The sequence below is a fragment of the Achromobacter spanius genome, from assembly GCF_003994415.1.
In the GTDB taxonomy this organism is placed as follows: domain Bacteria; phylum Pseudomonadota; class Gammaproteobacteria; order Burkholderiales; family Burkholderiaceae_B; genus Achromobacter; species Achromobacter spanius_C.
The window spans coordinates 3,512,502-3,538,322 of the sequence record NZ_CP034689.1 but is presented as its reverse complement, the minus strand read 5'-3'; the positions used below and the strand labels follow the sequence as shown (position 1 = coordinate 3,538,322).

23 protein-coding genes are annotated in these 25,821 nt (G+C 64.6%); 15 read left to right on the top strand and 8 right to left on the bottom strand.

What is annotated here, in order from left to right; genetic code table 11:
• Positions 1 to 57 precede the first annotated feature (57 nt).
• Both ELS24_RS16050 and rlmD read left to right on the top strand, forming a co-directional pair.
• Positions 58 to 1,239, top strand: a complete 1,182-nt coding sequence (locus ELS24_RS16050) for an MFS transporter (RefSeq protein WP_127184685.1) — start codon at positions 58 to 60, stop codon at positions 1,237 to 1,239.
• A 117-nt stretch (positions 1,240 to 1,356) separates the two neighbouring features.
• Positions 1,357 to 2,868 (top strand): 23S rRNA (uracil(1939)-C(5))-methyltransferase RlmD, encoded by a 1,512-nt coding sequence (gene rlmD / locus ELS24_RS16045; RefSeq protein WP_127184684.1) that lies wholly within the window; start codon positions 1,357 to 1,359, stop codon positions 2,866 to 2,868.
• A gap of 103 nt (positions 2,869 to 2,971) precedes the next feature.
• Here rlmD and cueR read toward each other — a convergent pair whose 3' ends face one another.
• Together cueR and ELS24_RS16035 are read right to left on the bottom strand one after the other, a co-directional pair.
• On the bottom strand, positions 2,972 to 3,364 hold the full coding sequence (cueR, locus tag ELS24_RS16040) for a Cu(I)-responsive transcriptional regulator (RefSeq protein ID WP_050446929.1): 393 nt from the start codon (positions 3,362 to 3,364) through the stop codon (positions 2,972 to 2,974).
• A gap of 16 nt (positions 3,365 to 3,380) precedes the next feature.
• Complete coding sequence (locus ELS24_RS16035; RefSeq protein ID WP_127184683.1) at positions 3,381 to 5,660, bottom strand: heavy metal translocating P-type ATPase; 2,280 nt, start codon at positions 5,658 to 5,660, stop codon at positions 3,381 to 3,383.
• A 165-nt stretch (positions 5,661 to 5,825) separates the two neighbouring features.
• Here ELS24_RS16035 and ELS24_RS16030 point away from each other — a divergent pair, with 165 nt between their 5' ends.
• The 3 genes from ELS24_RS16030 to ELS24_RS16020 all read left to right on the top strand — a co-directional run bounded on the left by ELS24_RS16030 (position 5,826) and on the right by ELS24_RS16020 (position 8,601).
• Complete coding sequence (locus tag ELS24_RS16030) at positions 5,826 to 6,026, top strand: heavy-metal-associated domain-containing protein (protein WP_050446927.1); 201 nt, start codon at positions 5,826 to 5,828, stop codon at positions 6,024 to 6,026.
• A gap of 175 nt (positions 6,027 to 6,201) precedes the next feature.
• Positions 6,202 to 6,930 (top strand): glutathione peroxidase, encoded by a 729-nt coding sequence (locus ELS24_RS16025; protein ID WP_050446926.1) that lies wholly within the window; start codon positions 6,202 to 6,204, stop codon positions 6,928 to 6,930.
• Positions 6,931 to 7,164: 234 nt separating this feature from the next.
• Positions 7,165 to 8,601 carry a dihydrolipoyl dehydrogenase gene (locus tag ELS24_RS16020; protein WP_127184682.1) on the top strand — a complete coding sequence of 479 codons (1,437 nt, stop codon included), beginning with the start codon at positions 7,165 to 7,167 and terminating at the stop codon, positions 8,599 to 8,601.
• A gap of 76 nt (positions 8,602 to 8,677) precedes the next feature.
• Here the strand turns inward: ELS24_RS16020 and ELS24_RS16015 are convergent, their stop codons facing one another.
• On the bottom strand, positions 8,678 to 9,568 hold the full coding sequence (locus tag ELS24_RS16015) for a 23S rRNA (adenine(2030)-N(6))-methyltransferase RlmJ (RefSeq protein ID WP_050446924.1): 891 nt from the start codon (positions 9,566 to 9,568) through the stop codon (positions 8,678 to 8,680).
• 13 nt (positions 9,569 to 9,581) lie between these two features.
• Entirely contained in the window at positions 9,582 to 10,331 is a 750-nt protein-coding gene (ugpQ, locus tag ELS24_RS16010; protein ID WP_127184681.1) for a glycerophosphodiester phosphodiesterase, read from the bottom strand.
• Between the two features lie 260 nt (positions 10,332 to 10,591).
• On the opposite strand from ugpQ, the gene ELS24_RS16005 reads away from it, so the two are divergent.
• On the top strand, positions 10,592 to 12,556 hold the full coding sequence (locus ELS24_RS16005; RefSeq protein ID WP_050446921.1) for a SurA N-terminal domain-containing protein: 1,965 nt from the start codon (positions 10,592 to 10,594) through the stop codon (positions 12,554 to 12,556).
• 6 nt (positions 12,557 to 12,562) lie between these two features.
• Here ELS24_RS16005 and ELS24_RS16000 read toward each other — a convergent pair whose 3' ends face one another.
• Positions 12,563 to 13,213, bottom strand: coding sequence for an arylesterase (locus tag ELS24_RS16000; RefSeq protein ID WP_050446920.1), 651 nt, complete (start codon positions 13,211 to 13,213; stop codon positions 12,563 to 12,565).
• On the opposite strand from ELS24_RS16000, the gene ELS24_RS15995 reads away from it, so the two are divergent.
• Positions 13,212 to 13,889, top strand: a complete 678-nt coding sequence (locus ELS24_RS15995; protein WP_050446919.1) for an ABC transporter ATP-binding protein — start codon at positions 13,212 to 13,214, stop codon at positions 13,887 to 13,889. The two genes, ELS24_RS16000 and ELS24_RS15995, sit on opposite strands and share 2 nt — an antisense overlap.
• A gap of 429 nt (positions 13,890 to 14,318) precedes the next feature.
• The gene (locus ELS24_RS15990) at positions 14,319 to 14,624 is read left to right on the top strand and encodes a hypothetical protein (protein ID WP_127184679.1); all 306 of its coding nucleotides are present in this window, start codon (positions 14,319 to 14,321) and stop codon (positions 14,622 to 14,624) included.
• An 80-nt stretch (positions 14,625 to 14,704) separates the two neighbouring features.
• Here the strand turns inward: ELS24_RS15990 and fabV are convergent, their stop codons facing one another.
• Positions 14,705 to 15,895 (bottom strand): enoyl-ACP reductase FabV, encoded by a 1,191-nt coding sequence (gene fabV, locus ELS24_RS15985; protein ID WP_127184678.1) that lies wholly within the window; start codon positions 15,893 to 15,895, stop codon positions 14,705 to 14,707.
• 212 nt (positions 15,896 to 16,107) lie between these two features.
• On the bottom strand, positions 16,108 to 17,067 hold the full coding sequence (locus ELS24_RS15980) for a DMT family transporter (protein WP_127184677.1): 960 nt from the start codon (positions 17,065 to 17,067) through the stop codon (positions 16,108 to 16,110).
• Between the two features lie 67 nt (positions 17,068 to 17,134).
• Here ELS24_RS15980 and ELS24_RS15975 point away from each other — a divergent pair, with 67 nt between their 5' ends.
• The 7 genes from ELS24_RS15975 to ELS24_RS15945 all read left to right on the top strand — a co-directional run bounded on the left by ELS24_RS15975 (position 17,135) and on the right by ELS24_RS15945 (position 24,534).
• Positions 17,135 to 18,040: a LysR family transcriptional regulator gene (locus ELS24_RS15975; protein WP_127184676.1), complete on the top strand. Its 906-nt coding sequence runs from the start codon at positions 17,135 to 17,137 to the stop codon at positions 18,038 to 18,040.
• Positions 18,041 to 18,452: 412 nt separating this feature from the next.
• Positions 18,453 to 19,499: a TRAP transporter substrate-binding protein gene (locus ELS24_RS15970; protein ID WP_050446915.1), complete on the top strand. Its 1,047-nt coding sequence runs from the start codon at positions 18,453 to 18,455 to the stop codon at positions 19,497 to 19,499.
• A gap of 82 nt (positions 19,500 to 19,581) precedes the next feature.
• Positions 19,582 to 20,202: a TRAP transporter small permease subunit gene (locus ELS24_RS15965; RefSeq protein ID WP_127184675.1), complete on the top strand. Its 621-nt coding sequence runs from the start codon at positions 19,582 to 19,584 to the stop codon at positions 20,200 to 20,202.
• Complete coding sequence (locus ELS24_RS15960) at positions 20,199 to 21,482, top strand: TRAP transporter large permease (protein WP_050446912.1); 1,284 nt, start codon at positions 20,199 to 20,201, stop codon at positions 21,480 to 21,482. The genes ELS24_RS15965 and ELS24_RS15960 overlap by 4 nt, the downstream gene beginning before the upstream one ends.
• Before the next feature lie 72 nt (positions 21,483 to 21,554).
• The gene (locus ELS24_RS15955; protein ID WP_127184674.1) at positions 21,555 to 22,238 is read left to right on the top strand and encodes a DUF2848 domain-containing protein; all 684 of its coding nucleotides are present in this window, start codon (positions 21,555 to 21,557) and stop codon (positions 22,236 to 22,238) included.
• 100 nt (positions 22,239 to 22,338) lie between these two features.
• A complete protein-coding gene (locus ELS24_RS15950; RefSeq protein ID WP_050446910.1) occupies positions 22,339 to 23,688 on the top strand; it encodes an amidase in 1,350 nt (449 codons plus the stop codon).
• A 39-nt stretch (positions 23,689 to 23,727) separates the two neighbouring features.
• Positions 23,728 to 24,534: a putative hydro-lyase gene (locus ELS24_RS15945; RefSeq protein ID WP_127184673.1), complete on the top strand. Its 807-nt coding sequence runs from the start codon at positions 23,728 to 23,730 to the stop codon at positions 24,532 to 24,534.
• A 55-nt stretch (positions 24,535 to 24,589) separates the two neighbouring features.
• On the opposite strand, the gene ELS24_RS15940 is transcribed toward ELS24_RS15945, so the two are convergent.
• Positions 24,590 to 25,663 (bottom strand): porin, encoded by a 1,074-nt coding sequence (locus tag ELS24_RS15940; protein ID WP_050446908.1) that lies wholly within the window; start codon positions 25,661 to 25,663, stop codon positions 24,590 to 24,592.
• Positions 25,664 to 25,821: the final 158 nt, after the last annotated feature.

The following is a 25,821-nucleotide window of genomic DNA, read 5'->3' as shown; positions in this document are numbered from 1 at the left end:
ACGGCGCACGGTGGCGCTTCTAAGCTCGGCGGCTGTCTTTGCTGACCTTTGAACGCCATGCCTATCGCTGTCTATCTTTTCTCCGTCTGCACCTTTGCATTCGGCCTGTCTGAATTCGTGGTGGCCGGCCTGGTCTCGGCCATGGCCGATGGCCTGCACGCCAAGATCGAGGCGGTCGGCACGGCAATCGCCGCCTATGCCTTCGGCGCGGCCATCGGCGCGCCCCTGCTGACCGCCTTGGTTGCGCACTGGCGAGACCGGCGCACCCTGGCGTGGGCCATGGGGGTGCTGGCGGTGGGTAGCGTCCTGATGAGCCTGTCGGGCACGCTGCCGATGCTGCTGGGCTTGCGGTTTGCCGTGGGGCTGGCGCATGGCGTGTTCATGGCGGTGGCGTCCGACGCCGCCACCCGGCTGGTGGACGAGGCGCGTGCCGGACGCGCCGTGGCGGTGGTGTGGATCGGCCTGACGCTAGCGTTGGCGCTGGGTGTACCGCTGGGCACGTTTCTGGGCAGCGTCTGGTCATGGCGCGCGGTGTTCCTGGCGATTGGCGCGTTGGCCGTGCTGGGCTTGGCCGGCTTGCTGTGGTGCATGCCGCGCGACGCGGGCGCCGCTACGGCGGCGCAGGGCAGGCCCGGCGCCATGGCCGCGCTGCGTGCCATCGCCCACCCGCAAATGCTGATGACGGCAGGGGTGGGGGCCTTGGTCAGCGTGGCGACCTTCTGCTTTTTCACCTTTATTTCGCCCTATTTATTGCAGGTGACCGGCGTGGGCGTGCAGCGGCTCAGTACGGCGATGCTGTTGTTCGGGCTGTTTTCCATCGGCGGCAACCTGCTGGGCGGCTACCTGGTCGACAAGATGGATCCCGACCGCGCCGCGTTGCTGGCGTTGACGGGGCTCTTTGCGACGCTGCTGGGCCTCTACCAGTTCCGCGCCTCGGGCTACGCCGTGCTGGCGCTGGCGGGCGTGCTGGGCCTGGTGTTCTTTTGCATCGTGACGGTGTTGACGCTGCGTTTGCTGAAGCTGGCGCAACGCCGCGTGCCGGCCGCCACGGCGGTGGCCGCTGGGCTGAACATCGCTTCGTTCAACCTGGGCACGGCGGTGGGGGGCGGCTTGGGCAGCCTGACGATCGCGTGGCTGGGTTTGCCGGTGCTGCCGCTGGTGGGCGCCGCCGCCGCTCTGGCCGCAATGGGGGCGCTGTGCCTGCAATCGTTGCGCTTGCGCCGCAGGCAGGCTGCATAACCTGGGCTTGCCGGCGGGCGGGGAGGCGGGGCGGTCCGGCCCCGTCAAAGACCATTTCCGGGAATGCACGGAGTCCTTTTACAATCATGGGTTGCGTGTAATTCTGGACTGCGTGAGATGTCAGACGTTTTGAGTATCGAGTCCCTGGATCTGGAAGCCAGGGGGATCGCCCGCCGCGACGGGAAAGTGGTGTTCGTGGAAGGCGCCTTGCCGGGCGAACGGGTCACCACCGTCACGGTGCGCCGCAAGCCGTCTTACGAGATTGCGCGCGTGGATGAGGTGCTGCGCCCCTCGTCGCAGCGGGTCGTGCCGCGCTGCCCGCATTTTGGCGTCTGTGGTGGCTGTGCCATGCAGCACCTGGAACCCAGCACGCAGGTGGCCATCAAGCAACGTTCGCTGGAAGACACCTTCTGGCACGTCGGCAAGCTGCGTCCGGCGCTGATTCTGCCGCCGTTGCAGGGCCCGACCTGGGGCTACCGCTATCGCGCCCGCCTGTCGGTGCGGGTGGTGCCGAAGAAGGGCGGGGTGCTGGTGGGTTTTCACGAGCGCAAGAGCAGCTATGTGGCCGACATGCGTGAATGCCATGTACTGCCGCGCCACGTCAGCGACCTGCTGATGCCGCTGCGCGCCATGATCGGGTCCATGTCGGCGCCCGACCGCATGCCGCAGATTGAAGTGTCGCTGGGTGATGGCGTCACCGCGCTGGTGCTGCGCCATCTGCTGCCCCTGACCGATGGCGACATCGCCATCCTGCGCGCCTTTGCCGCCGAGCACAACGTGCAGTGGTGGTTGCAGGCGAAGGGCCCGGAAACCGTGCATCCGCTGGAGCCTGAGCACGCCGACTCCTTGTCCTACACGATGCCGGAATTCGGGCTGCGCATGCCGTATCGCCCCACCGATTTCACGCAGGTCAACCACGCCATCAACCGCGCCATGGTGTCGCGCGCCTTGAAGCTGCTGGATGTGCAGCCTACGGACCGCGTGGCCGACCTGTTCTGCGGCCTGGGTAATTTCACCTTGCCGCTGGCCACGCAAGGCCGCGAAGCGGTGGGCGTGGAAGGCAGCAAGGCCTTGACCGACCGCGCCTTTGACGCAGCGTCGCGCCACGGCCTGGGCGAACGCACCAGCTTCGCCACACTGAACCTGTTCGAGGTTGATGCGCATTGGCTGCGCAGCCTGGGTTACTTCGACCGCATGCTGATCGACCCGCCGCGCGAAGGCGCGCACGCGGTGTCGCAAGCGCTGTCGGAACTGACGGTGCAAGAGCGGCCGCGCCGCATCGTCTATGTGTCCTGTAACCCGGCCACGCTGGCGCGCGACGCCGCCATCCTGGTGCATGAAGGCGGCTATGTGCTGAAGAGCGCGGGCGTGATCAACATGTTCCCGCATACGGGCCACGTGGAATCCATCGCCGTGTTTGAATCGCTGGATGCCGCCGGCGTGGCGGAGGTGAAGGAACGGGCTCGCCAGCGCGCCATCCAGGCAGAAGCCGACGCCATCGCGGCGGAAGAGGCCAAGGCCGCTGCCGCCGCTGAAAAGGCGGCAGTCAAGCAGGCGGCGACAGACGCCTACCATGCGCGCGTGGCGGCAGAGGCAGCAGGGGCGGGCGAGGCCGCGGAAACGCCGTAACTTTGTCTTGGCGCGGGCCCTTGCATGGGCCCCTGCGCAGACCGCTGCGCGGGCCCTTGCCCAGGCCATTACTCAGGCCATTACTCAGGCCATTACCCAGGCCTCAGTGCGACCGGCCCAGGTTTTCCAAAATCGGGCAGTTGGGCCGGTCATCGCCATGGCAGTTCTGCGCCAGATGTTTGAGCGTCGCGGCCATGTCGCGCAGGGCTTCTGCCTTACGCTCCAGTTCCTCTACGTGCTCCAGCGCAATGCGCTTGACGTCGGCGCTGGCGCGGCTGCGGTCCTTCCACAAGGCCAGCAACTCGTTCATCTGCTCCACCGAAAACCCCAGGTCCCGCGCGCGCCGCACGAAGCGTAGCGTGTGCAGGTCCTGGTCGGTGTAGACGCGATAGCCCGAGTCCGTGCGCGTTGCGGGGCCGATCAGGCCGATGCTTTCGTAATAGCGGATCATCTTGGCGGAAATGCCGGAGCTTTTTGCTGCTTCGCCGATATTCATGTTGGGGCTCCTGGACTCAGGCGCGGCCGGCATGGGGCCGGAACGCTTTCAAACGCAGCGCATTGCCCAGCACGAAGACGCTGGACAAGGCCATCGCGCCCGCCGCGAAAATGGGCGACAAGGACAGGCCAAATGCCGGGTACAAGGCGCCGGCCGCCAGCGGTATCAGCGCGGCGTTGTAGGCAAACGCCCAGAACAGGTTCTGGCGGATGTTCGCCAGCGTCGCGCGGCTTAGCGCGATGGCGTTGGGCACGCCATGCAGGTCGTCGGCCATCAACACCACCGAGGCCGCTTCAATGGCGACGTCCGTGCCGGTACCGATCGCAATGCCGGTGTCGGCGGCGGCAAGCGCGGGCGCGTCGTTGATGCCATCGCCCACAAAGGCCACCTTGCGGCCGCCTTCACGCAGGGTGCTGATGGCTTGCACCTTGCCGTCGGGCAACACTTCCGCGCGCACTTCGTCGATACCCAGTTGGCGCGCGACGGCTGCCGCCGTGTAGCGGTTGTCACCGGTGATCATGGCCGTCTTCAGGCCTTGCGCATGCAGCGCGGCGATGGCGGAAACGGCGGACGGCTTGATCGGGTCCGTTACCGCCATCATGGCGGCGGCCTGGCCGTCGATGGCAACAAAGATGGGTGTCTTGCCTTCGTTGCCCCAGTCGGTGGCGCGCGCGCCGAATGCGCTGACGTCGACGCCGCGTTCAGCCATCAACCGCGCGGCTCCCGCCAACACGCTGCGACCCGCCACGCGGGCTTCAACACCCGCGCCCGTGATGGCGGCAAAGCCCTCGGCCGGCAACAGCGCAATCTTGCGTTCTTCGGCGGCGGCCACGATGGCCAGCGCAATGGGATGCTCGGAACGCGCTTGCACCGAAGCGACCCATTGCAAGACCTGCGGGCCGTCATGGCCAGCGGCGGGTTCCAGTTCGGTCAGCGTGGGCTTGCCGAGTGTCAGCGTGCCGGTCTTGTCGAAAGCCACGACGTTGACGTCGCGCAAGGTTTGCAGGGCATCGCCCTGGCGGAACAGCACGCCCATTTCAGCCGCGCGGCCCGTGCCCACCATGATGGACGTGGGCGTAGCCAGCCCCATGGCGCAAGGGCAGGCAATGATCAGCACGGCCACCGCGTTGACCAGCGCGTGCGACAGGGCGGGCGAGGGGCCGAAGAAGAACCAGACCATAAAAGTCAGCAGGGCGGCCGCCATCACGGCGGGCACGAACCAGGCGGTGACCTGGTCCACCAGTGCCTGGATGGGCAGCCGCGCGCCTTGGGCTGATTCCACCATGCGGATGATGCGAGCCAGCATCGTGTCGGCGCCGGTATGGGTGACGCGCAGCGTGAAGCTGCCCGAGGTATTCAGGGTGCCGCCGGTGGCTTGCATGCCGGGCTGTTTTTCAACCGGCACGGGTTCGCCCGTAAGCATGGACTCGTCGACATACGAACTGCCTTCGATGACGTCGCCGTCCAGTGGGATCTTTTCGCCGGGGCGCACCAGCACGATATCGCCCGTGTTGACCTTTTCGATCTCGACATCCACGGCCTGGCCATCGCGCATCACGCGCGCCGTGCGCGGCTGCAAGCCGATCAGGCGCTTGATGGCCGCGCCGGTCTTGCCCTTGGCGCGCGCTTCCAGGGTGCGCCCCAGCAAGATCAGGGTGACGATGACGGCTGCGGCTTCAAAGTAGACGTTGCGCGCGGCCTCGGGCAGCCAGGTGGGTGCAAAGGTGGCCACCACCGAATACCCCCAGGCGGCGCCCGCGCCCAGGGCCACCAGCGAATTCATCTCGGGCGCGCGCCGCCATAGCGCGGTCAGCCCCTTGGTGAAGAATTGGCGGCCGGGCCAGATCAGGACGGCGGTGGTCAGCACGAATTGAAGCAGCCAACTGTTTTGCTGGCCGATGGTGCCCAGCACCCAATGGTGCAGGGCCGGAATCAGGTGCGATCCCATTTCCAGCACAAACACGGGCAAGGTCAGCACCAGCGCCACGGTGAACGCCCGTTGCAGGCGCTGCGCTTCGACGTCGCGCGCTTGTGACTGGCGCTCTGCGTGGTCGTCTTGCGCGACGATGGGGCGGGCCTCGTAGCCCATCTTGACCACGGCATCCACCAGGGCTTGGGGTTGGGCGGCATCCGGGTCGTAGGACACCAGCGCGCGTTCGGTGGCCAGGTTGACCTGGGCCTGCGCCACGCCGGGAACATGGGTCAGGGCCTTTTCCACGCGCTTCACGCACGACGCGCACGTCATGCCTTCAATGGCAAGTTCCAACTGGGTGCTTGAGGGGCTGGCAACGCTCATGGCGATTCTCGTTTTGAGGGTGAGCCTGCAGTTTCATCCTTCCCATCGTGGGAAGGTCAAGGGGACAATTTTACGCTTGACCTTGACACGATGGGAATGTTTAAGCTGCGTGTCATGGCGGGTCGAATCCTTCATCCGCCAATGCTGATCTTGAGGAAAACCACCATGAGCATCGAATTCCAAGTCCCAGACATGACCTGCGGCCACTGCGTCAAAAGCATTACCAGCGCGGTGAACCAGGCGGTTCCCGGCGCTACGGTCGCTGCCGACGTGGCCTCGCACCGCGTCACGGTAACGGGCACGGATCAGGCCGACAAGGTCGAAGCCGCGATCCGCGAAGCGGGTTACGAGCCGGCCCGGGTGTAAAAAAGCGGCAGTATCGGAAGGCGGCTATGATAGATGCCGCTTTCCGAAAGTCATTATTTCATTGTTAAAATCTATCAATCAATTTAGTTTATTAAATTTGTTTTATCGATAGCTGACGTTTATGATTCTTTCCATGGTGGTTAAACAAAACCCCGCTACCCCAGGAGAGATTTGAATGCTGCAAAACCGCGAAGGCCAACGTGTTCCGAACGTAACGTTCCCCGTCCGCGAGGACAACACGTGGAAGAAGGTCACAACCGACGATCTGTTCAAGAACAAGACGGTTGTCGTCTTCTCGCTTCCCGGCGCTTTCACGCCGACCTGCTCGTCCACCCACTTGCCGCGCTACAACGAACTGGCCCCCGCATTCTTTGCCGCCGGCGTCGACAGCATCGTCTGCGTGTCGGTCAACGATACCTTCGTCATGAACGAATGGGCCAAGGACCAGGAATCGGCCAACATCACGCTGCTGCCCGACGGTAACGGCGCCTTCACGGAAGGCATGGGCATGCTCGTCGACAAGAGCGACCTGGGCTTCGGCAAGCGTAGCTGGCGCTATGCGATGCTGGTGAAGGACGGCGTCGTGCAGAAGATGTTCATCGAACCCGAAAAGGAAGGCGATCCGTTTGAAGTGTCGGACGCCGACACGATGCTGGCGCACATCGCGCCGGCGGCGAAGAAGCCCGACCAAGTCGTCGTGTTCTCCAAGCCGGGCTGCCCGTTCTGCGTGGAAGCCAAGGCGCTGCTGGACGAAAAGGGCTATGCCCCGATCGAAATTCCGCTGGAAAACAAGGTCCGTGGCCGTGTGATCGGCGCCGTGTCCGGCAAGGGCACCGCTCCTCAGGTATTCATCAATGGCGCGCTGATCGGCGGCCTGGAAGACCTGAAGGCGCACTTCGCTTAAGCGGCTGTTGGCCGGGCAGGGTAAGCCCCCGCGCCCGGCCGATGAAGGCAGGCGGTTGTAGCTTGACCGCCTGGTTTTTTTTCGGCCCGAGCTTCCCTTTTTACGCACCCTTAATGCATGCCCTATGCGACCCGTCACAGGCGTCGCCGGACGGAGCTCGTCCCAAGGATGCGCAACAAGGCGGAACTCGCCTTTGAATTCTTCTTGCTACCCGCAACAGGGGGAACCCCAGTCATGAAAACTCTGCATACCGATATCGCTGTCATCGGCGCCGGCACGGCCGGTCTGGCCGCTTATCGCGCCGCGAAAGCCGCGGGCAAGCGTGCGCTGCTTATTGAAGGCGGCCCCTATGGCACCACCTGCGCCCGTGTTGGCTGCATGCCGTCCAAGCTGCTGATCGCCGCGGCCGAAGCCGCCCACAACGCGGCGCATACCGAAGCCTTTGGCGTACACGTCGGCGGCGAAATCACGGTGGATGGCGTCGAGGTGATGGACCGCGTCAAGCGCGAACGTGACCGCTTCGTGGGCTTCGTCCTTGAAGGTGTCGAGAACATTCCCGCTGAAGACAAGCTGCGCGGCTATGCGCGCTTTGTCTCCGACACGGTGTTGCGTGTGGATGAGCACACGGAAGTGCATGCTTCGCGCGTGGTCATCGCGACCGGTTCGCGGCCTTCGGTGCCGCCGCCTTTTCGTGCGCTGGGCGATCGCCTGGTGGTGAACGACGACGTCTTCGCCTGGGACGATTTGCCCCGTCGCGTCGCGGTGTTCGGGCCTGGTGTGATCGGGTTGGAACTGGGCCAGGCGCTGGCGCGTTTGGGTGTCGAGGTGCGAGTCTTCGGTGTCAGCGGCAGCCTGGGTGGCATCAGTGACCCCCAAGTGCGGCATAGCGCCCGCAAGATCTTCCAGCGTGAGTTCTATCTGGACCCGGACGCTCGCGTGCTGGAAACCACGCGGGTGGGCGACGAGGTGGAAGTGCGCTACGTCACGCTGGATAACGCCGAGCGTATCGAACGCTTCGACTACGCACTGGTTGCCACGGGCCGCCGCGCCAACGTGGATGGTCTGGGTCTGGAAAACACCTCGCTGGAACTGAACGTGCACGGTGTGCCGCTGTTCGACCGCGAAACGATGCAAGCAGGCGATTCGGCCATCTTCATCGCGGGTGACGCCAACGCCGACGCGCCCTTGCTGCACGAAGCCGCGGACGAAGGCCGCATTGCCGGCGAAAACGCCGCGCGCTTTCCCGAACTGCGCAAGGGTTTGCGCCGCGCGCCGCTGGCCGTGGTGTTCTCCGACCCGCAGATTGCGCTGGCGGGCCAGGGCTACGGCCGCCTGATTCCCGGCACCTTTGTAGTGGGCGAAGTGGACTTCAACGACCAGGGCCGCTCGCGGGTCATGTTGAAGAACAGGGGCATGCTGCACGTATACGCCGACATTGCCTCGGGTCGCTTCCTGGGCGCCGAAATGGTCGGACCCAGCGCCGAGCACATCGGCCACTTGCTGGCCTGGGCCGTACAGCAGGAACTGACCGTGGCGCGCATGCTGGAAATGCCGTTCTACCACCCCGTCATCGAAGAGGGGCTGCGCACGGCGCTGCGCGACGCGGCCGCGAAACTCGCCGCCGCTCGCGAATCGCTGCGCAACGAGACGTCGGAACAAGAGACGGTGTGATATCGCGGGCTTGAGCCGCCCTGGCTACGTCCATGAAAAAGCCGCGATATCGCGGCTTTTTTGTTGGAAATCCTGATCAGTCGTCCGACTGCTTCTTCGGCACCGGGAACGGGTTTTCGCGGTATTGCAGGGTGAAGCCCGCGCGTTCGTCCTGGCCCAGTTCGCGGGCAAGGTAGGGCATGGCCTGCTTCAAGCCTTCGTGCAGCGTCCACGGCGGGTTGATCAGGAACATGCCGCTGCCATGCAGACCGTAGCCGTCGATGGTGGCCTTCTTGACGGTCAGCGTGGCGTGCAGCCAGCTCTTGACCTTCAGGTTTTCAAAATGGCGCGCCATTTCGCTGGCCTCGCGGCGTTGCACCAGCGGATACCAGATGGCGATGGTGCCGGTGGCGAAGCGCTTCACGCATTCCTTGACGGTAATCAGGGTGCGGCGATAGTCGTGCTTGTCTTCGTACGACGGGTCGATCAGCACCATGCCTCGGCGCGTGGGCGGCGGCAGCAGGGCCTTTACGCCCTCGAAGCCGTCATCGCCGTAGATGGTGGTCTGGCGCTGCGCGGTGCGGCCCTGGTGTTCCAGGTTGACGACCAGCGTGTCGATCTCGGTCGGGTGCATTTCGAACAGGCGCAGGCGGTCGGACGGGCGCATCACGTCCAGCGCCAGCCACGGCGAACCGGGATAGCGTTTCAGACGGCCATTGGTGTTGTAGTCGCGGATGCGGGCCACGTAGTCGGCCAGCAGCGGGGGCAGGTCCTTGGCGTCCCAAAGGCGGCCGATGCCGTCCTCGAATTCCGACGTTTTGTTGGCCCAGTCGCTCTCAAGGTTGTAGAGGCCGGCGCCGGCGTGGGTGTCCACGACCCAATAGGGCGCGTCTTTTTTGTTGAAGTAGTCCAGGGTGTGGACCAGGATGGCGTGCTTGAGCACGTCGGCGTGATTGCCGGCGTGGAAGGCGTGGCGGTAACTGAACACGGGGCGTTCTGCCTCAGGCGGCGGGCCGGATCGCGGCCAGCTCGTCGGTGAAAATGCCGTCTATGCCCCAGTCCAGCAGCAAGCGGGCACGTTCGGGGTCATTGACGGTCCAGGCCGCGATCCGATAGCCGGCGGCATGCACGGCGTCGATCAGTTCGCGGGTTGCGTCTTGTTGGTTGATGTTTAGCGCCACGCATTGGTATTTGGCAAGGCGTTCGCGCCAGTCGGCGGGCACCTTTTCCACCAGCAGGGCGCGCGGCAATTCAGGGACGGCTTCCAGCGCCGCTTGCAGTGCTTCTTCGGCAAACGACGACAGCAGCGGAAGCGTGCTGGCGCCTTGCCACAGTTGTTTGCACGCCAGTGCCACGGCGGCGCCGGTTTCGGCTTCGCGGCCGGGGCAGGGCTTGATCTCGACGTTGCTGGCAATGTGGTTGGCCACCGTGTACCGGGCCACGGCGGCAAGCGTGGGCAGCGGTTCGCCTGCGTAGGCAGCCGAATGCCAACTGCCGAAGTCCAACTGCGCCAGTTCCGCATAGGGCTTGGCGGCCGCGGGGCCGGTGCCGTTCGAGGTGCGGTCGACGTTATCGTCGTGCATCAGCACCAGCACGTTGTCGCGGCTGAGCTTCACGTCGTATTCAAACATCGTGAAACCGTGCTGGGCGCCCACGCGCATGGCGGCCAGGGTGTTTTCCGGCGCCAGACGGCCGCCACCACGGTGCGCGATGTAGCGGGAATAGGGCCAGGAGGGCAATTCTGCGGTCATTTTGGTGTTGCTTGGGGTTCTTGGGGACAGGGTTGCAAGGATACTCCTTCTTGGCAGGCGCCCGCTTAGGCACAAGCGGGTCCGGCCTCCCGGAAAACCTGAAGAGAATCTAAAGGCCCCAGGCGAGTGAGAAATGCTAAAATCCGCCCGCTGATCCGGTATTGACCGGTATGGGAATGGGGCGAATCAAGTTCGCCCTTTTTTTTGCGTTTTCGTGCGGCTTCGGGTGGACACCCCCGGAGCGCGGCAACAGGGATTCCATGTTCGAATTAATTCGCAGCCATCGGCGCTGGATGCAGCTCATCCTGCTGCTTCTGATTGTGCCGTCCTTCTTCCTCGTCGGAATTCAAGGCTATGACAGCTTCATGCGCCAAGAGCCTGAATTGGCAACAGTTGCTGGCCAGCCGATTTCGCGCGCCGAGTTCGACCAGGCGCATCGCAACCAACTGTCGCAGATACAGCAGCGTCAGGGCACCCAGTTCGACCCCGCCGTCGTTGATACGCCCGCCTTGCGCGAAGATCTGCTGAACCAGCTCATCAATCAACGGCTGCTGGCCAACGTTGCCGTCGACAACCGCTTCACGGTGTCGGACGAAACGCTGCGCAACACCATCGCCGCCATTCCGCAATTCCAGGACAACGGCCGTTTCTCGCCCGAGCGCTATCGCCAGGTGCTGGTGGCGCAAGGCATGTCGCCCACGTCGTTTGAAGCCGGCCTGCGCCGTGACCTGGCCGTAGGCCGCGTGCTGGAGCCCGTGGGCGAATCCGCCACCGCGCCTGCCGTCGTCGTGGCGTCGCTGGAATCCGCCTTGACGCAGCAGCGCACCGTGCAACTGCGCCGTTTTGCCGCCGAAGACTACCGTTCGCAGGTATCCGTCACGCCGGCCGACATCCAGGCCTGGTACGACGCCAACAAGCAGCAATTGCAGATTCCCGAGCAGGTCCAGGTGCAATATCTGGTGCTGGACGAAGCTGCCGCTACGCAGGGCATCCAGGTCAAGGACGAAGACCTGGCGTCTTACTACGAACAAAACAAGAACCGCTTTGGTCAGCCCGAGCGCCGCCGTGCCAGCCACATCATGATCGAGCTGCCCTCCGGTGCCTCGGAAGAGGCCCGCAAGGCCGCGCGCGCCAAGGCCGAGGACCTGGCCAAGCAGGCTGCCGCCGACCCGGCCAAGTTCGCCGAACTGGCCTCCAAGAATTCGCAAGACGCCGGCTCCGCCGGCAAGGGCGGTGATCTTGGCTGGCTGGCGCCGGGCATGTTGGCGGGCCCGCTGGAAAAGGCCATCTTCAGCCAAGCCAAGGACCAGGTATCCGGTGTGATCGAAACCCCGTCCGGCCTGCACATTGTCAAGGTCACCGAAATCCAGCCCGCAGCCATCAAGCCGCTGGCCGAGGTCAAGGACCAGATCACTGGCGAAGTGCGCAAGCAGCTTGCCGCCGTGCACTTCTCGGAAATGGCCAGCCAGTTGAACAAGCAGGTCTATGACCAGCGCGACAGCCTGCAACCCGCCGCCGATGCCGTGGGCCTGAAGCTGCGCACCGCCTCCGGCGTAACGCGTGAAGGCCTTTTGCCTGCCGACAAGGCCGGCCCGGGCGCCGCCGCCGATAGCCCCGATGCCGAATTGCTGGACAACCCGCGCGTGCGCCAAGTGCTGTTTTCGCCCGACGTGCTGCGTGAAAAGCAGAACTCCGGCGTCATTGAGCTCTCGCCCGCCGTCATGTTGGCACTGCGTGTCGCCAATGTGGAACCGGCCCATGTACCGGTACTGGACAAGGTCAGCGATTCCATCCGTGCCCGCTTGATCAAAGAGCGTTCAGCTGAAGCCGCCAAGAAGGCCGGCGAAGCGGCGCTGGCTGCCGACAAGGCCAACCCGTCCGCCGCGCCGGAAGGCTTCATGCCCGCCGTGGTGATCTCGCGCCAGGATCCCAAGGACCTGTCGCAAGCGGTGGTGGATGCCGCGATGCGCCTGCCGTCGACCCCGCTGCCGGGCTATGCCGGCGTTCAATCGGGTGACGACTACACGCTGGTTCGCGTGGAAAAGGTTGAGGCCGGCACGGTAGACGCTAGCGCCAAGGAACGACTGGCGCAGCAGTTGTCGGGTGGCCTGGGTCAGGCCGAAATTGAAGCCATGCTGAAAATGCTGCGTGAACAGTACAAGGTGCAAATACTGCCCAGCGCTGCCGAGGTCATCCGCGGCGATCAGCCGCAGGCAGAGGGCTGATCCGCCCTAGTTCAACAAGGGCCGCAGCGTCGGCCATACGTTGTCCAGCAGTTGGGGTTGGGCATCCTCGTTAGGATGGATGCCGTCAGCCTGGAACATCGCCCGGTTCGTTGCAATACCTTCCATCAGGAAGGGCACGAGCCGGGCGTTTTCGTCTTTGGCGACCGTGGAAAACAGTTGGGCGAAGCGCTGGGTGTAATCGCGGCCGTAGTTGGGCGGAATCTGCATCCCGACAATCACGACTTTTGCTTCGGCCTGCTTGGCGGCTTGCGTCATCGCGCGTAGATTCTGTTCGGTCATTGATAGCGACAAGCCGCGCAGGGCGTCGTTGGAACCCAGTTCCAGCACCACGACTGAGGGCGCGTGCTGGCGCAGCAGCGCCGGCAGGCGCGCCATGCCGCCGCTGGTGGTGTCGCCGCTGATGCTGGCATTGACGACCTGGTACTTGGGGTATTGTTCGGAAACCCGAGCGGACAGCAAGGGCACCCAACCCGTGCCGCGCTTGATACCGTATTCGGCGGACAGGCTGTCGCCCACCACCAGCACGGTGCGCGATGCGGAACCCTCGGCCGCCTTGGCGGTCTGAGCGTGGGCGGGAAGCGCCATGACGGCAATCGCCAAGGCGGACGTTAGATGCAGAAGGGAAAATAGGCGCATGGATAGCAAGAATTCGATCGAGGTGAAAGGGCTGGGCAAGCGGGTAGCCGATGCCGGCGGGACGCTGTCTATCCTGGAAGGAATTGATTTTACGGTGCAGGCGGGCAGCGCCGTCGCCATCACCGGAAGTTCCGGTTCGGGCAAGTCCACGCTGTTGGGACTATTGGCCGGGCTGGATGTTCCCAGCGTGGGCAGCGTGCATCTGGCCGGGCAGGACCTGTTTGCCCTGGACGAGGATGGCCGCGCGCGCTTGCGCGCCAATCATGTGGGTTTCGTGTTCCAGTCGTTCCAGTTGCTGCCCAACCTGACGGCGCTGGAAAACGTGATGCTGCCGCTGGAACTGGCCGGGCAATCCGCGCGCGAAGCCGCGCAGGCCATGCTGGAGCGCGTGGGACTGGGTGCGCGTCTGCATCATTACCCCCGCACCTTGTCGGGCGGCGAGCAGCAGCGCGTGTCGCTCGCGCGCGCCTTCGTGGTGCAGCCCGACCTGCTGTTCGCCGATGAGCCCACCGGCAGCCTGGACGCCGCCACGGGCGTCACCGTCATCGACCTGATGTTCGACCTGCACCGCGAGCACGGCACCACGCTGGTGCTGGTGACCCACGACCCGCAGTTGGCCGCCCGCTGCGGCCGCCAGCTTGTGCTGGCAGCCGGCCGGATGGTGCAGGGCGACTGATACGCCCCGACCCGGCCGGCCCCGGTATTACTTCGCCTTGGCCACCGCCTGGTTCCAGGCCGCGACCACCGCTTCATAGTCGGTGGCGGCCGCTTCCTGGCTGACGGGGAAGATCTTGATGGTCTGCTCACCGACTACAAGCAAAGCCTGCGCGACCGCGTGGCCTTATTGGCCGGCATGCGAGAAACGTTGCCGGGGCTTTTGGAATTGATCTTGACGAAAAACCCGAAGTAAGCGGCGTTTTTAGACTTAATGCAGATTGATACGATAAATGCTTCAGAGTAGTCTGATTAGCAACCGAGACATGGAATTCGCCACGGCGCCTGCCTAGCAGCGCTTTGACGCCGGCCTGATGCCACGGCGATGTCGAGGGAATGCAGTTTGGCGGGCAAGCGTGCGCGCCAGACGTTGCCTCGCTCTGGAGCCGCCATGACTATTTGTCGTTCAGCGCTTGTCTTGTCTCTAGCCGCCTTGCTGACCCCGATGACGGTCAGTGCCGCAGGCGGCATCATCCGGTTTTCCGGCTCGATTGTGGAACCTACCCGATGTCAGGCCAGCCGCGTGCCCGTGGCCGGGCAGGGCGCGCATCGGGTCAGTTGCATGCCTGCCCCGGGCAGGCAGCCGGTGACGAGTGAAAGTGTCGTCAAGGTCAGTACGAAGGCGCTGCGGCCCTTGCCCGGCGGACCTGGTGGCGTGGCCGTGCCGCATCGTTTGGTGACGCTGGATTATCTGTGACGCCCTGCGCGGCCGGGCAAGCCCGGCGCGCAAGCCGCAAGAGGCGATCCAACCGCGATCAACCCGCGATCAGCCCGCGATCAAACGAGGCCGCGAATTTCCACGACCGGATCCACATCGGCGTCGTAATCCACCCCATCGATCTCGAATCCGAACAGGCGCAGGAATTCCTGTTTGTAGCCGGCGAAGTCGGTCAGTTGGTAGATATTGTCGCTGGTGACCTGGGTCCATAGCGCCTGCACCTGCGCCTGCACCTTCGGGTCCAGTTCCTTGTAGTCGGCGCGCAGGCGGCCTTGCTCGTCCAGGATGGGCGTGTCGCTGCACAGGCTGTCCTGGTACAGGCCGTAGACCTGTTCGATGCAGCCTTCGTGCGTACCTTCCGCCTTCATGATCTTGAACAGCAGCGACAGGTACAGCGGCATCATCGGAATGGCCGAGCTGGCCTGGGTGACCACGGCTTTCAGCACCGACACGCGGGCGTCGCCGCCGCGCGCGGTCAGCTTGGCGCGGATGTCCAGCACCTTCTCGTCCAGGTCCTTCTTGGCCGCGCCGATCGACCCGTTCCAATAAATGTCGTGCGTGATCTTTTCGCCCAGGTAGGTGAAAGCCGTCGTCGTGGCGCCTTCGGCCAGCACACCGGCATCCAGCAGCGCGTCGATCCACATCTGCCAGTCTTCGCCGCCCATGACGGCCACGGTGGCGTCGATCTCGGCTTGCGTGGCTGGCTCCAGCACCGATTCCTTGACTACTTCGCGGTCGGTGTCCAGGCCGCGCAGGTTGACGGCGTTGCCGATTGGTTTGAGCGTGGAATTGAACACCTGGCCCGTCCTGGGATGGGTGCGGCGCGGGGCGGCCAGGCTGTAGATGACCTGGTCCACCTGGCCCATGCCCGCCTTGATGGCGGCAATGGTTTTTTGTTTGATCTCGTCCGAGAAGGCGTCGCCGTTGATGCTGGTGGCGGTCAGGCCCTGGGCTTGTGCCGCCTTGTGGAAGGCGGCGGTGTTGTACCAGCCCGGCGTGCCGGCCTTGGCGGCGTCGGCGGGGCGTTCGAAAAACACACCCAGGGTCTCGGCGCCACAGCCAAAGGCCGCGCTGATGCGGGCGGCCAGGCCATAGCCCGTTGACGCGCCCAGCACCAGCACGCGCTTCGGGCCCCCAGCGATGGGGCCTTGCGCCCGAACGTAGTCGATCTGCTTGTTGACGTTGGCTTCGCAGCCAACGGGATGGGTGGTGACGCAGATAAAGCCGCGCACACGGGGCTTGATGACCATGAAGACCTCGCTCGGGGAAATGCCGGATGCTGGGAGCCTAAGCGCGAAAGCGCAAAAAGCGACCAGCATTGTACGGGAGCGGTCTGGCGCGTGCCGTCCACGGCCACACCATGCGGTTCGCCATGGGCTTGGCCATGGGCTAGGCCGCGGGGGCGGGCGTCGGTGTAGTCGTGGGTTTCGACGTCGGCTCGGCGGTGGATCTAGCCCTAAGCCTAGCGAACAGCGGCTCTCGCGGACGCCGCGCTGCTGACCATGCTGCGGCGCCATTCGATCAGGCCGATGCCGATGCCGCTGGCGCAGATGATGGCGATGCCCAGCCAGGTCAGCGGGTCAGGGAAATGGCCGTACACCAACCAGCCTACGGACGTGGCGCTGATGATCTGCAAGTAGATGAACGGCGCCAGCGTGGACGCCGGGGCGCGCCGGTAGGCGGCGATCTGGAACAGATGTCCCACTCCGCCAGTCAGGCCGGTCGAGATCAGCAAGAACCAATCGAAGCCCGACAGGCCCTGCAAGACCGGCAGTGCCGCCGGCAGTACGAAGGGCAGGGTCACTGTCAGGCAGACGGTGCCCACCGCGCCGCTCCAGATCAGCGACGTGAACGGGTCATCGCCCGCCACCCGCCGCGTGGCGATGAACTGCGCGGCAAAGCAACAGGCCGTCAGTAAACCGAAAATGGTGCCGACCGGATGCAAGCCGCCGCCAGGACGGATGACGATGATGACGCCGATAAACGCAATGCCCGCCGCCACAAAGCGCGACATGCGGGCGGGCTCTTTCAGGATCCAGGGCGCCACCGACAGCACCAGCAAGGGCGCCAGGAAGTTGATGGCCGTGGCTTCGGCCTGCGGAATGTAGCTGAGCGTCGTGAAGAACATCAGCGTGGCCAGGAACATGGAGCCGCCGCGTATCAGTTGTTCGCGCGGCTTGTTGCTGCGCAGCACCCGCAGCCCGCGCGCCGGCAATACCAGCGCCAACACCAGGATCAGGTGCACCACGTAGCGGAACCACGACAGCACCAGCAGCGGCACGCCCGCATTCATGACCCATTTGCCACTGGCGTCCAGACAGGAAAGCGTCCACATCGATAGCACCAGCAGCAAGATCCCGACGAGCGGGCCGCGCGAGGCGGGCGCGGGGGCTTGTGGGCGACCTGAATCGGCCGGGGGCATGGACGGGCTCCTGATGGGGAAATGGGCGGCTGCCATGATACGCTCATCGCGCCGGGGGAACAGGCCAATGATCGAACTACGTAACGTCGAAACTTTTTTTTGGGTCGCCACGCTGGGCAGCTTTCGTGCCGCGTCCGACAAGCTCAACACCACACAGCCCGCCGTGTCGCAGCGCATCGCCTCGCTAGAGGCGGACCTGGGCGTTCGGCTTTTCGAGCGCGACGCGCGCGGCGTCAAGCTCACCGCCAAGGGTCACGAATTGCTGTCGCATGCCGAACGCATGCTGCAAGTGCGACGCGACATGTTCGAGGCCGCGCGCGAACAGAATGTGATGACCGGCACCGTGCGCATTGGCGTGGCCGAGACCATCGTGCAGACCTGGCTGCCTACGCTGATCGAACTGATCCATTCGACCTACCCGGCGCTGGTGCTGGAAATCGAGGTGGACACCACCCACGTGCTGCGCCCGCACCTGATGTCGCGCCAGATCGATCTTGCCTTCCTGATGGGGCCCGTGCTTGAAGCGCGTGTTGAAAATCTGGCGCTGTGCAGCTATCCGCTGGCCTGGGTGGCCAGCCCCACGCTGGACCTGGGGCCCGAGCCGCTGACGCTTGAGCGTATCGGCAAGCTGCCCATCATTACGTATCCGTCCAATAGCTCGCCGTACCGCGTGGTGCGCGACATGCTGACACGCGCCGGCGTGGCCTCGCCGCGCATGTATGGCAGCGCATCCATGTCGATGGTGGTGCGGATGACGCAGGACGGCATCGGCACCAGCGTGATCGCGCCAGTGTTCCTGGGCAAGGAACTGGCGCGCGGCGAATTGCGCATTTTGCGCGTGCAGGCCGACCCCTTGCCTGAACTGAACTTCACCGCAAGCTGGGTACAGGGGCCGGACAGTCACGCCGTCAGGGTCATTGCGCAGATGGCGCAGAAGGTCGCGGCGCAGGCCGGGGACGGAATTCCCATCTAGGTGTTTTCCCCTGGTCACGGGCCGGCACGGGGCCCCCGGGGGTATCGTCAACCATGCGCCGGCCCGCCGGCAACTGCCTGCAAGCCCGCGCCAGGCTGTCATTTGCGCGAATCGCGCCCGCGCCGCCAGGCGAGACCCAAGAAATATTTATACCCCCACATCGCAACATACGATTGGACGCTTCCTGCCCTGGCGGATGCAATGGCAAGACATCAAGAATGCAACGCCTGGATACACAGTGCGGGGGAAAAGCATGAACAGTCATTTGATCCAATTGCCCACCCTGGCGCCACGTCCTCGGCCACGCGCAGCGCGCGTTCATCGCGCCTGATCACCTGAACCCAAACCGCACGCGACCGGGGTAACGGGATCCCGCGTGCGCAGACCATCCCGCCAGCCAGGAGTTTTGTCCATGAAGAAGTCTCTTGTTTTCGCCGCCGTCGCCGCTAGTTTGCTGACCGGCGCCGTCCACGCGCAGGACCTGCCCAAAACCCAGTTGAAGGTCGTGGGAGGCCTGTCCAACCTGACCGCCTATAACGACTACGAAAAGCCGTTCTGGACCAAGACCATCCCTGAACTGTCCAAGGGCCAGGTCACGGCGGAAATCAAGGGTTTCAACGAAATGGGCTTGAAGGGCCCCGAGTTGCTGCGTTTGATGTCGCAAGGCGTGATTGAATTCGGCACCGCCACGCTGTCGTACTTCGCCAGCGACAACCCCATCAACGAAGCCATCGACCTGGCCGGCCTGGCGCCCGACGTCAAGACCGCCCGCGCCGTGACCGATGCGTTCGAACCCGTCTACGCCAAGCTTTACGGCGAAGGCAACAACGTCAAGCTGCTTGGCATTTCCACCTATCCCGCGCAAGTGCTGTTCTGCAACGCCGAGATCAAGGGCCTGGCCGACATCAAGGGCAAGAAGGTTCGCACCAGCAGCCGCACCACGGCCGAATTCGTTGAAGCGCTGGGCGGTTCCAGCGTGACGATGGCTTTCGGTGAAGTGGTTCCGGCCCTGCAGAACAAGGTGGTGGATTGCGCCATCACCGGTTCGCTGTCGGGCTACTCGGCCAAGTGGTACGAAGTTTCCACGCACTTGGTCGCGCTGCCGATCAACTGGAACCAGCAGATCCACGCCGTCAACCAGAAGGCCTGGGACAAGCTGGACCCCGCCGTGCGCACGTTCCTGCAAGCCAACGTGAAGACGCTGGTCGACAACATCTGGGACGCCGCCGCGCGCCAGACGCAGGAAGGCTATGACTGCAACACGGGCGCCGCTGCCTGCCCGTTCCCGGTCAAGGGCAAGATGGTTCTGGTTCAGCCGTCCGATGCTGACCGCGCGCTGCTGAAGAAGGTTGCTGAAGAAGCCGTGCTGCCCAAGTGGGCCGCCCGTTGCTCGGCACAGTGCGTGAAGGACTTCAACGCCACCATCGGCAAGACGCTGGGCCTGACCGCCAGCAAGTAAGCGCTGGACAGCGCCGCCGCATCGCGCGGCGGCGCGTTTTCCCGCTAGTCATACCGGGCGCAAGCCCGCAGAGGTGCTATCCATGACCCAAACCGAACACTTCCGCCTGCTGGGCGGCCTGTTGCGGCGCGCCGAGAGCCTGTCGCGCCTGGCCGTCTGGGCCGGCGGCGCGTTGACGGTGGCCAGCGTGCTGCTGATCTCCTTCGACGTGCTGGCCCGCAAATTCCTGGGTTTCACGACCGGCGGCGCCGACGAGCTTTCCAGCTACGCCTTCGCCATCAGCACGTCCTGGGCCTTGGCGTTCGCCACCTTGCAGCGCGCCAACGTGCGCGTTGATGTGCTCTATCAATATTTACCGGTGCGCCTGTCGGCTGTGCTGGATTGGATTTCCATGGTGGCGATGGCCGTCTTCATGGTGTTCCTGACGTATTACGCCTACGACGTGGTGCAGACCTCGTGGGCGCAGAAGTCCACGGCCAACACGCCGCTGGCCACACCCTTGTGGATCCCGCAGGGCCTGTGGTTGCTGGGCCTGGCCTGGATGTGCATCACCGTCGCGCTGATGCTGACGCGCGCGTCCGCCGCGCTGGTCACGGGTGATATTGAACTGGTCAAGCAGATCTGTGGCGTGCGTTCGGCGCAGGAAGAAGCCGAAGAAGAAGCCGCCGCGGGCGAGCGCATGGTGAAAGGAGACGCGGCATGATTTCCACCGCATTGACGTTGTTGCTGGTGCTGATCGGCCTGTCCATCCCGGTGGGTGCGGCGCTTGGCGTGCTGGGCCTGATCCTGGACCCGCTGTTCTCGATGCTGCCGTTGTCGCGCGCCATCGGTGAAATTTCCTGGAGCTCGAACAACGAGTTCCTGCTGGTGGCGATTCCGCTGTTCATCATGCTGGGCGAAGTGCTGCTGCGCGCGGGTTTCGCCGAACGCATGTATGGCGCCATGAGCCTGTGGCTGTCGTGGTTGCCGGGCGGCTTGATGCACGCCAACATCGGCGCATCCACCTTGTTTTCGGCCACGTCCGGTTCCAGCGTGGCCACCGCGGCCACGGTGGGCACCGTCGCCATTCCGCAGATCCGCAAGTACGGCTACAACGAACCGCTGTTCCTGGGCAGTTTGGCCGCGGGCGGAACGCTGGGCATCTTGATTCCGCCGTCCATCAACCTGGTCATCTATGGCGTGCTGACGAATTCGTCGGTACCCAAGCTGTACCTGGCCGGCATTATTCCCGGCTTCGCGATGGCCGCGTTGTTCATGCTGATGATTGTGGTGGCGTGCGTGGCCAAGCCGTCCTGGGGCGGCAAGAAGATCCACGCGACCTGGGGCCAACGCCTGGCCAGCCTGATGCACCTGGCGCCGCCCATGGGCATCTTCTTCCTGGTGGTGGGTTCCATCTACGCGGGCCTGGCCACGCCAACCGAAGCCGCCGCGCTGGGCGTGCTGGGCGCGTTCATCCTGGCCGCCTGGTTCCGCCGCCTGAGCTGGAAGATGCTGCGCGAAGTGATGGAAGGCACGATGCGGTCCACGGCGATGATCATGCTGATCGTCATCGCGGCCAGCTTCCTGAACTTCGTCATGTCGGCCACCGGCCTGACCGATGCGCTGACCAAGTCGATCACCGGCCTGGGGCTTTCGCCCGGCTGGATGCTGTTGATCGTGGTGATCTTTTACCTGGTGCTGGGCTGCTTCATGGAAACGCTGTCCATGATGATCACGACGATTCCCATCGTGGCGCCGATCATGATTGCGCTGGGTTACGACCCGATCTGGCTGGGCATCGTCATCATCATCCTGGTCGAAGCCGCGCTGATCACGCCGCCCGTGGGCCTGAACCTGTTCGTGGTGCAAAGCCTGCGCAAGAGCGGTTCCATGGGAGCCGTCATCGTCGGCAGCCTGCCGTTCGTGGCCGCCATGTTCCTGATGCTGGCGCTGCTGGCGTTCTGGCCCGACCTGGCGCTGTGGCTGCCGCGCGCCTTTGGTTGATTGCTTGTTTGAACCGGGTGCGGCCCATGGGTGGCCGCGCCGTTTTCCACCCGTTATTTCCGCAGGACTGATATGAAAGCCGTATTCAACATCGACGACGCCAATCCCCGCCAGGTGGAAGTGGACTTCAACACCCTGATCGTGGCCGGCTGGGCCGGACGCGACATGGCCGCCATTGAGCACCACATCGAAGAGCTGGCCGCCATCGGCGTGCCGCGCCCGACCAGCGTGCCGCTGTACTACCGCATTGCCGACAACCAACTGACCCAGGCCACGCAAGTGCAGGCCGTAGGCGAAGATTCCTCGGGCGAAGTGGAAACCTTCGTGTTCGCCGTGGACGGCGAAATGTACGTCAGCATCGCGTCCGACCATACCGACCGCAAGCTCGAAACCGTCAGCGTCGCCATGTCCAAGCAGGTCTGCGTGAAGCCGGTGGCCAACGTTGCCTGGCGCCTGGCCGATGTGGCCGACTACTGGGACGAACTGGTCATCCGTTCGTACATCGTCGAAAACGGCGAAAAGGTGCTGTACCAGGAAGGCCCGTTGTCCACGCTGCGCACGCCGCAAGACCTGATCGCCGGCTACACCGGCGGCGCCGCCGTGCTGCCGCAAGGCGCGGGCATGACCTGCGGCACGGTGGCCGCCATTGGCGGCATCCGCGCCGCGGCAGACTTCACCATGGAACTGTTCGACCCGCGCCGCCAGCGCACGATCAGCCACCGCTATCATGTTGAATCGCTGCCCGTGGTGGCCTGATTCCGGTTCCGGATCCTGATCGCATTGAACGCCAGGCGCGCCTTTTCTCAAGGTTGCGCCTGTCCGCACTTTTACGCCGCAAGTCGGCACGAGGACAAAGATGGTTTCGACCTTGAATGAACTGACCTTGGCCCTGAGTGAAGGCCGTACCACGTCGGTCGCACTGACCGAACTGGCGCTGGCGCGCGCTCAGGATGCGGCGGGCGAGGGCGCGCGCGTGTTTACCAAGCTGTATGCCGAATCGGCGCTGGCCCAGGCGCGCGCTTCCGACACGCTGCGTGCCGCCGGCATCGTGCGATCGGCCGTGGAAGGCCTGCCGATCAGCATCAAGGACTTGTTCGACATCGAAGGCGAAACCACCATGGCCGGTTCCGTGGCGCGCGAAGGCGAGCCGGCGGCTGACGCCAACGCCGAAGTCGTGCAGCGCCTGATTGCCGCTGGCGCCGTCATCATCGGCCGTACCAACATGACCGAATTCGCCTATTCGGGCCTGGGCATCAATCCGCACTACGGCACGCCGCTGAACCCCTACGACCGGGGCACCGGCCGCATTCCGGGCGGTTCTTCGTCGGGCGCGGCGGTGTCGGTGGCCGACGGCATGGCGGTGGCTGGCATCGGTTCCGACACGGGCGGTTCGGTGCGCATTCCGGCCGCGCTGTGCGGCCTGACGGGCTTCAAGCCCAGCGCTTGGCGCGTGTCCATGACGGGCGTGCTGCCGCTGTCGGCCAACCTGGATTCCATCGGCCCCATCGCCGGCAGCGTGCGCTGCTGCGCCGAGCTGGACGCCATCCTGTCCGGCGACGGCGGCCCGGTGCCCGAAGCCATGGCCCTGCGCGGCCTGCGCCTGGCCGTGCCGACCACGCTGGCGCTGGATGCCATGGAAAAGCACGTTGCCGACAGCTTTGCCGCTGCCGTGGCCAAGCTGAAGGAAGCGGGCGCGCTGGTCGAGGAAATCGCCATTCCCGAATTCGCCGAACTGGGCAACATCAACAGCAAAGGCGGCTTCACGGCGGCCGAAGCCTGGGCCTGGCACCGCGACCTGATCGCGCGCGCCGGCAAGCGCTACGACCCGCGCGTGGTCTCGCGCATCATGCGTGGCCAGGACATGAGCGCCGCCGACTACCTGGACCTGCTGGACGCGCGCGAAGCCTGGGTGGCTGCGGTGGACCACCGCATTGCCGGCTACGACGCGCTCATCATGCCCACCACGCCCATCGTGGCGCCGGCGGTGGCGGATCTGGTGGCCTCCGACGAAGCCTATTACGCGGCCAACGGCCTGATTCTGCGCAACCCCACGTTGATCAACTTCCTGGACGGCTGCGCATTGTCCCTGCCTTGCCATGCGCCGGGCACCGCGCCGGTGGGCTTCATGATCGCCGGCAGCAACGGCGCCGACCGCCGCATCCTGGCCGTGGGCCTGGCGGTGGAAGCGCTGCTTGGCGCACGTTGATCGCCTGGCGCACCACAACCTGCATCAAGAGGAATTGTCATGTCGCCCGTCGACGTAGTACGCAATAGTGTCGAACTGGCCCGCCAGGCGCGGCTGGACGCCCGTAGTGGGCGCCTGATCGGCCCCACGGCCAACCTGGCGCCGGGGCACGTTCAGGCCAACCTGGCCATCCTGCCGCGCGCGCTGGCCGCCGAGTTTCTGCATTTCTGCCAGCGCAACCCCAAGCCTTGCCCCTTGCTGGCCATGTCCGAACCCGGCAACCCGGCCTTGCCGGAATTGGGCCAGGACATCGACATCCGCACCGACATCCCGCGCTACCGCGTCTGGAAGAACGGCGAGCTGGTGGCCGAACCCACCGATGTGCGCGATATCTGGCGCGATGATCTGGTGTCGTTTCTGATCGGCTGCTCGTTTTCGTTTGAAGAAGCCATGCTGGACAACGGCTTGCCGGTGCGCCACATCGAGCAGGGCTGCAACGTGCCCATGTACCGCACCAACATCCCCACGCATCCGGCCGGCTCGTTCAGCGGCCCGCTGGTGGTGTCCATGCGGCCCTTGAAGGCGGCTGACGCCATCCGCGCCATCCAGGTCACGTCGCGCTTTCCGTCGGTGCATGGCGCGCCGGTGCACATTGGCGACCCCGCGCTGATCGGCATCGCGGATATCAACCGGCCGGATTACGGCGACGCGGTTGAGATCCGCGCCGGCGAAATGCCGGTGTTCTGGGCTTGCGGCGTGACGCCGCAGTCCGTGGTGTCGTCCGTGCGCCCGGAGTTCTGCATCACGCACGCCCCGGGGCATATGCTGGTGACCGACCTGGTCAACAGCCGCATGGCGATGCTGTAAGAAAAAAGACCCATCACAACCATGCGATGGGTCTTTGTCTTGGGGACGCCAGGTTTTAGAAAATGTGGCGGAAGCCCACGGCCGCACCCACCTGGTGGTTCTTGCCGGCAATTTCATTGCTGGCGGCGTCGCTGACCTTGTTCCAGTCCACGGTGCCGTAGACCTGCGAGCGCTTGGACAGCGCGTATTCCGCCACGGCCACCAGCGCATAGCGCTTGCCCTTGTCGCCGTCTTCAACCACGTTTTTGCTTTGGTCGTAGTAGCCCGCGCCGGTGATGGCCCAGCGCGGCGTGGCTTGCCAGGTGACGCCGGCGAAGTAGCCGTTGTCCTTACGGTTCAGGCCGGCGGTGCTGGTGGCGCCGCCCATGACGGCATTGACCCAGCCGGTTTCGTCGCGGCCATTGAAGTAGCCGACGAACACCTTGGCGCTGTCGAACTGATAGGACGCGTTCAGGTTCCAGACGCGTTGGCGCAGATCCGAATCCAGGCCGTCGTAGGTTTGCTGATACGCCGCGCCCAGGCCCAGCTTGCCGACCATGTAGCGCAGGCTGGCGCCGTATTGTTGGCCGGCCTTGTGGTCTTCCCAGCTTTCGCCGTTAGCCCACGACAACGCCAATGACAGGTCGCCAATGGTGTTGGAATACTTGGTCATGTTGTTGGTGCGCACGCGCGACATGGCGGCGGGCAACCAGGCGTTCTGATCGTAGTTGCCCACGGTCAGCGGGTCGAAGTGATCGGCCAGCAGATCGAACATGGGCGTGTTCTGCAAGCCCAAGGTCAGTTGGCCGATGCCGCCGCCGTCCAGGCCCACGTAGGCCAGTCGGCCAAACGCCTTGCCCGTGGCGGACGAATTGCCGTTCTGCATGTTGAAGCCGTTTTCCAGGCGGAAGAAGGCGCGGTTGCCATTGCCCAGGTCTTCAGAGCCGCGCAGGCCCCAACGGCTGTTTGAGATGGCGCCGTTTTCCATCGACACACGGCTGCCGTCCTGGCCAACGCTGCCGGCGCTGGTGCTCAGGTAGCGGATGCTGACGTCGGCGATGCCGTACAGGGTGACGCTGGTTTCCGCCGAAGCGGCGCCGGCGGCCAAGCCCATACCGCAGGCGGCAAGTGCAAGAGAGATGCGTTTCACTGAGAACTCCTCCTGTGTAGCTGATTTATTTTGATTGCATCCGGCTTGTGGCCGGGGATATTGCGCCGGACGGATCGTCCGATGCTGAGCTTTTGCACCGACGCTTTGGATTCAGCGCGGGTCCGGAGCATAGGCCCAATGGGGTGTGCGAAACGGCT

Bases quoted from the DNA above. Each gene is read 5' to 3' on its own strand.
- ELS24_RS15970 (WP_050446915.1), top strand. From the start codon at position 18,453: ATGAAGAAGTCTCTTGTTTTCGCCGCCGTCGCCGCTAGTTTGCTGACC.
- ELS24_RS15945 (WP_127184673.1), top strand. From the start codon at position 23,728: ATGTCGCCCGTCGACGTAGTACGCAATAGTGTCGAACTGGCCCGCCAG.
- ELS24_RS16025 (WP_050446926.1), top strand. From the start codon at position 6,202: ATGCTGCAAAACCGCGAAGGCCAACGTGTTCCGAACGTAACGTTCCCC.
- ELS24_RS16000 (WP_050446920.1), bottom strand. From the start codon at position 13,213: ATGCGCCTATTTTCCCTTCTGCATCTAACGTCCGCCTTGGCGATTGCC.
- ELS24_RS15990 (WP_127184679.1), top strand. From the start codon at position 14,319: ATGACTATTTGTCGTTCAGCGCTTGTCTTGTCTCTAGCCGCCTTGCTG.
- ELS24_RS16005 (WP_050446921.1), top strand. From the start codon at position 10,592: ATGTTCGAATTAATTCGCAGCCATCGGCGCTGGATGCAGCTCATCCTG.
- ELS24_RS15960 (WP_050446912.1), top strand. From the start codon at position 20,199: ATGATTTCCACCGCATTGACGTTGTTGCTGGTGCTGATCGGCCTGTCC.
- ELS24_RS16035 (WP_127184683.1), bottom strand. From the start codon at position 5,660: ATGAGCGTTGCCAGCCCCTCAAGCACCCAGTTGGAACTTGCCATTGAA.
- ugpQ (WP_127184681.1), bottom strand. From the start codon at position 10,331: ATGACCGCAGAATTGCCCTCCTGGCCCTATTCCCGCTACATCGCGCAC.
- ELS24_RS15955 (WP_127184674.1), top strand. From the start codon at position 21,555: ATGAAAGCCGTATTCAACATCGACGACGCCAATCCCCGCCAGGTGGAA.
- ELS24_RS15950 (WP_050446910.1), top strand. From the start codon at position 22,339: ATGGTTTCGACCTTGAATGAACTGACCTTGGCCCTGAGTGAAGGCCGT.
- ELS24_RS15965 (WP_127184675.1), top strand. From the start codon at position 19,582: ATGACCCAAACCGAACACTTCCGCCTGCTGGGCGGCCTGTTGCGGCGC.
- ELS24_RS15980 (WP_127184677.1), bottom strand. From the start codon at position 17,067: ATGCCCCCGGCCGATTCAGGTCGCCCACAAGCCCCCGCGCCCGCCTCG.
- ELS24_RS15975 (WP_127184676.1), top strand. From the start codon at position 17,135: ATGATCGAACTACGTAACGTCGAAACTTTTTTTTGGGTCGCCACGCTG.
- cueR (WP_050446929.1), bottom strand. From the start codon at position 3,364: ATGAATATCGGCGAAGCAGCAAAAAGCTCCGGCATTTCCGCCAAGATG.
- ELS24_RS16050 (WP_127184685.1), top strand. From the start codon at position 58: ATGCCTATCGCTGTCTATCTTTTCTCCGTCTGCACCTTTGCATTCGGC.
- rlmD (WP_127184684.1), top strand. From the start codon at position 1,357: ATGTCAGACGTTTTGAGTATCGAGTCCCTGGATCTGGAAGCCAGGGGG.
- ELS24_RS16020 (WP_127184682.1), top strand. From the start codon at position 7,165: ATGAAAACTCTGCATACCGATATCGCTGTCATCGGCGCCGGCACGGCC.
- ELS24_RS16030 (WP_050446927.1), top strand. From the start codon at position 5,826: ATGAGCATCGAATTCCAAGTCCCAGACATGACCTGCGGCCACTGCGTC.
- ELS24_RS15995 (WP_050446919.1), top strand. From the start codon at position 13,212: ATGGATAGCAAGAATTCGATCGAGGTGAAAGGGCTGGGCAAGCGGGTA.
- fabV (WP_127184678.1), bottom strand. From the start codon at position 15,895: ATGGTCATCAAGCCCCGTGTGCGCGGCTTTATCTGCGTCACCACCCAT.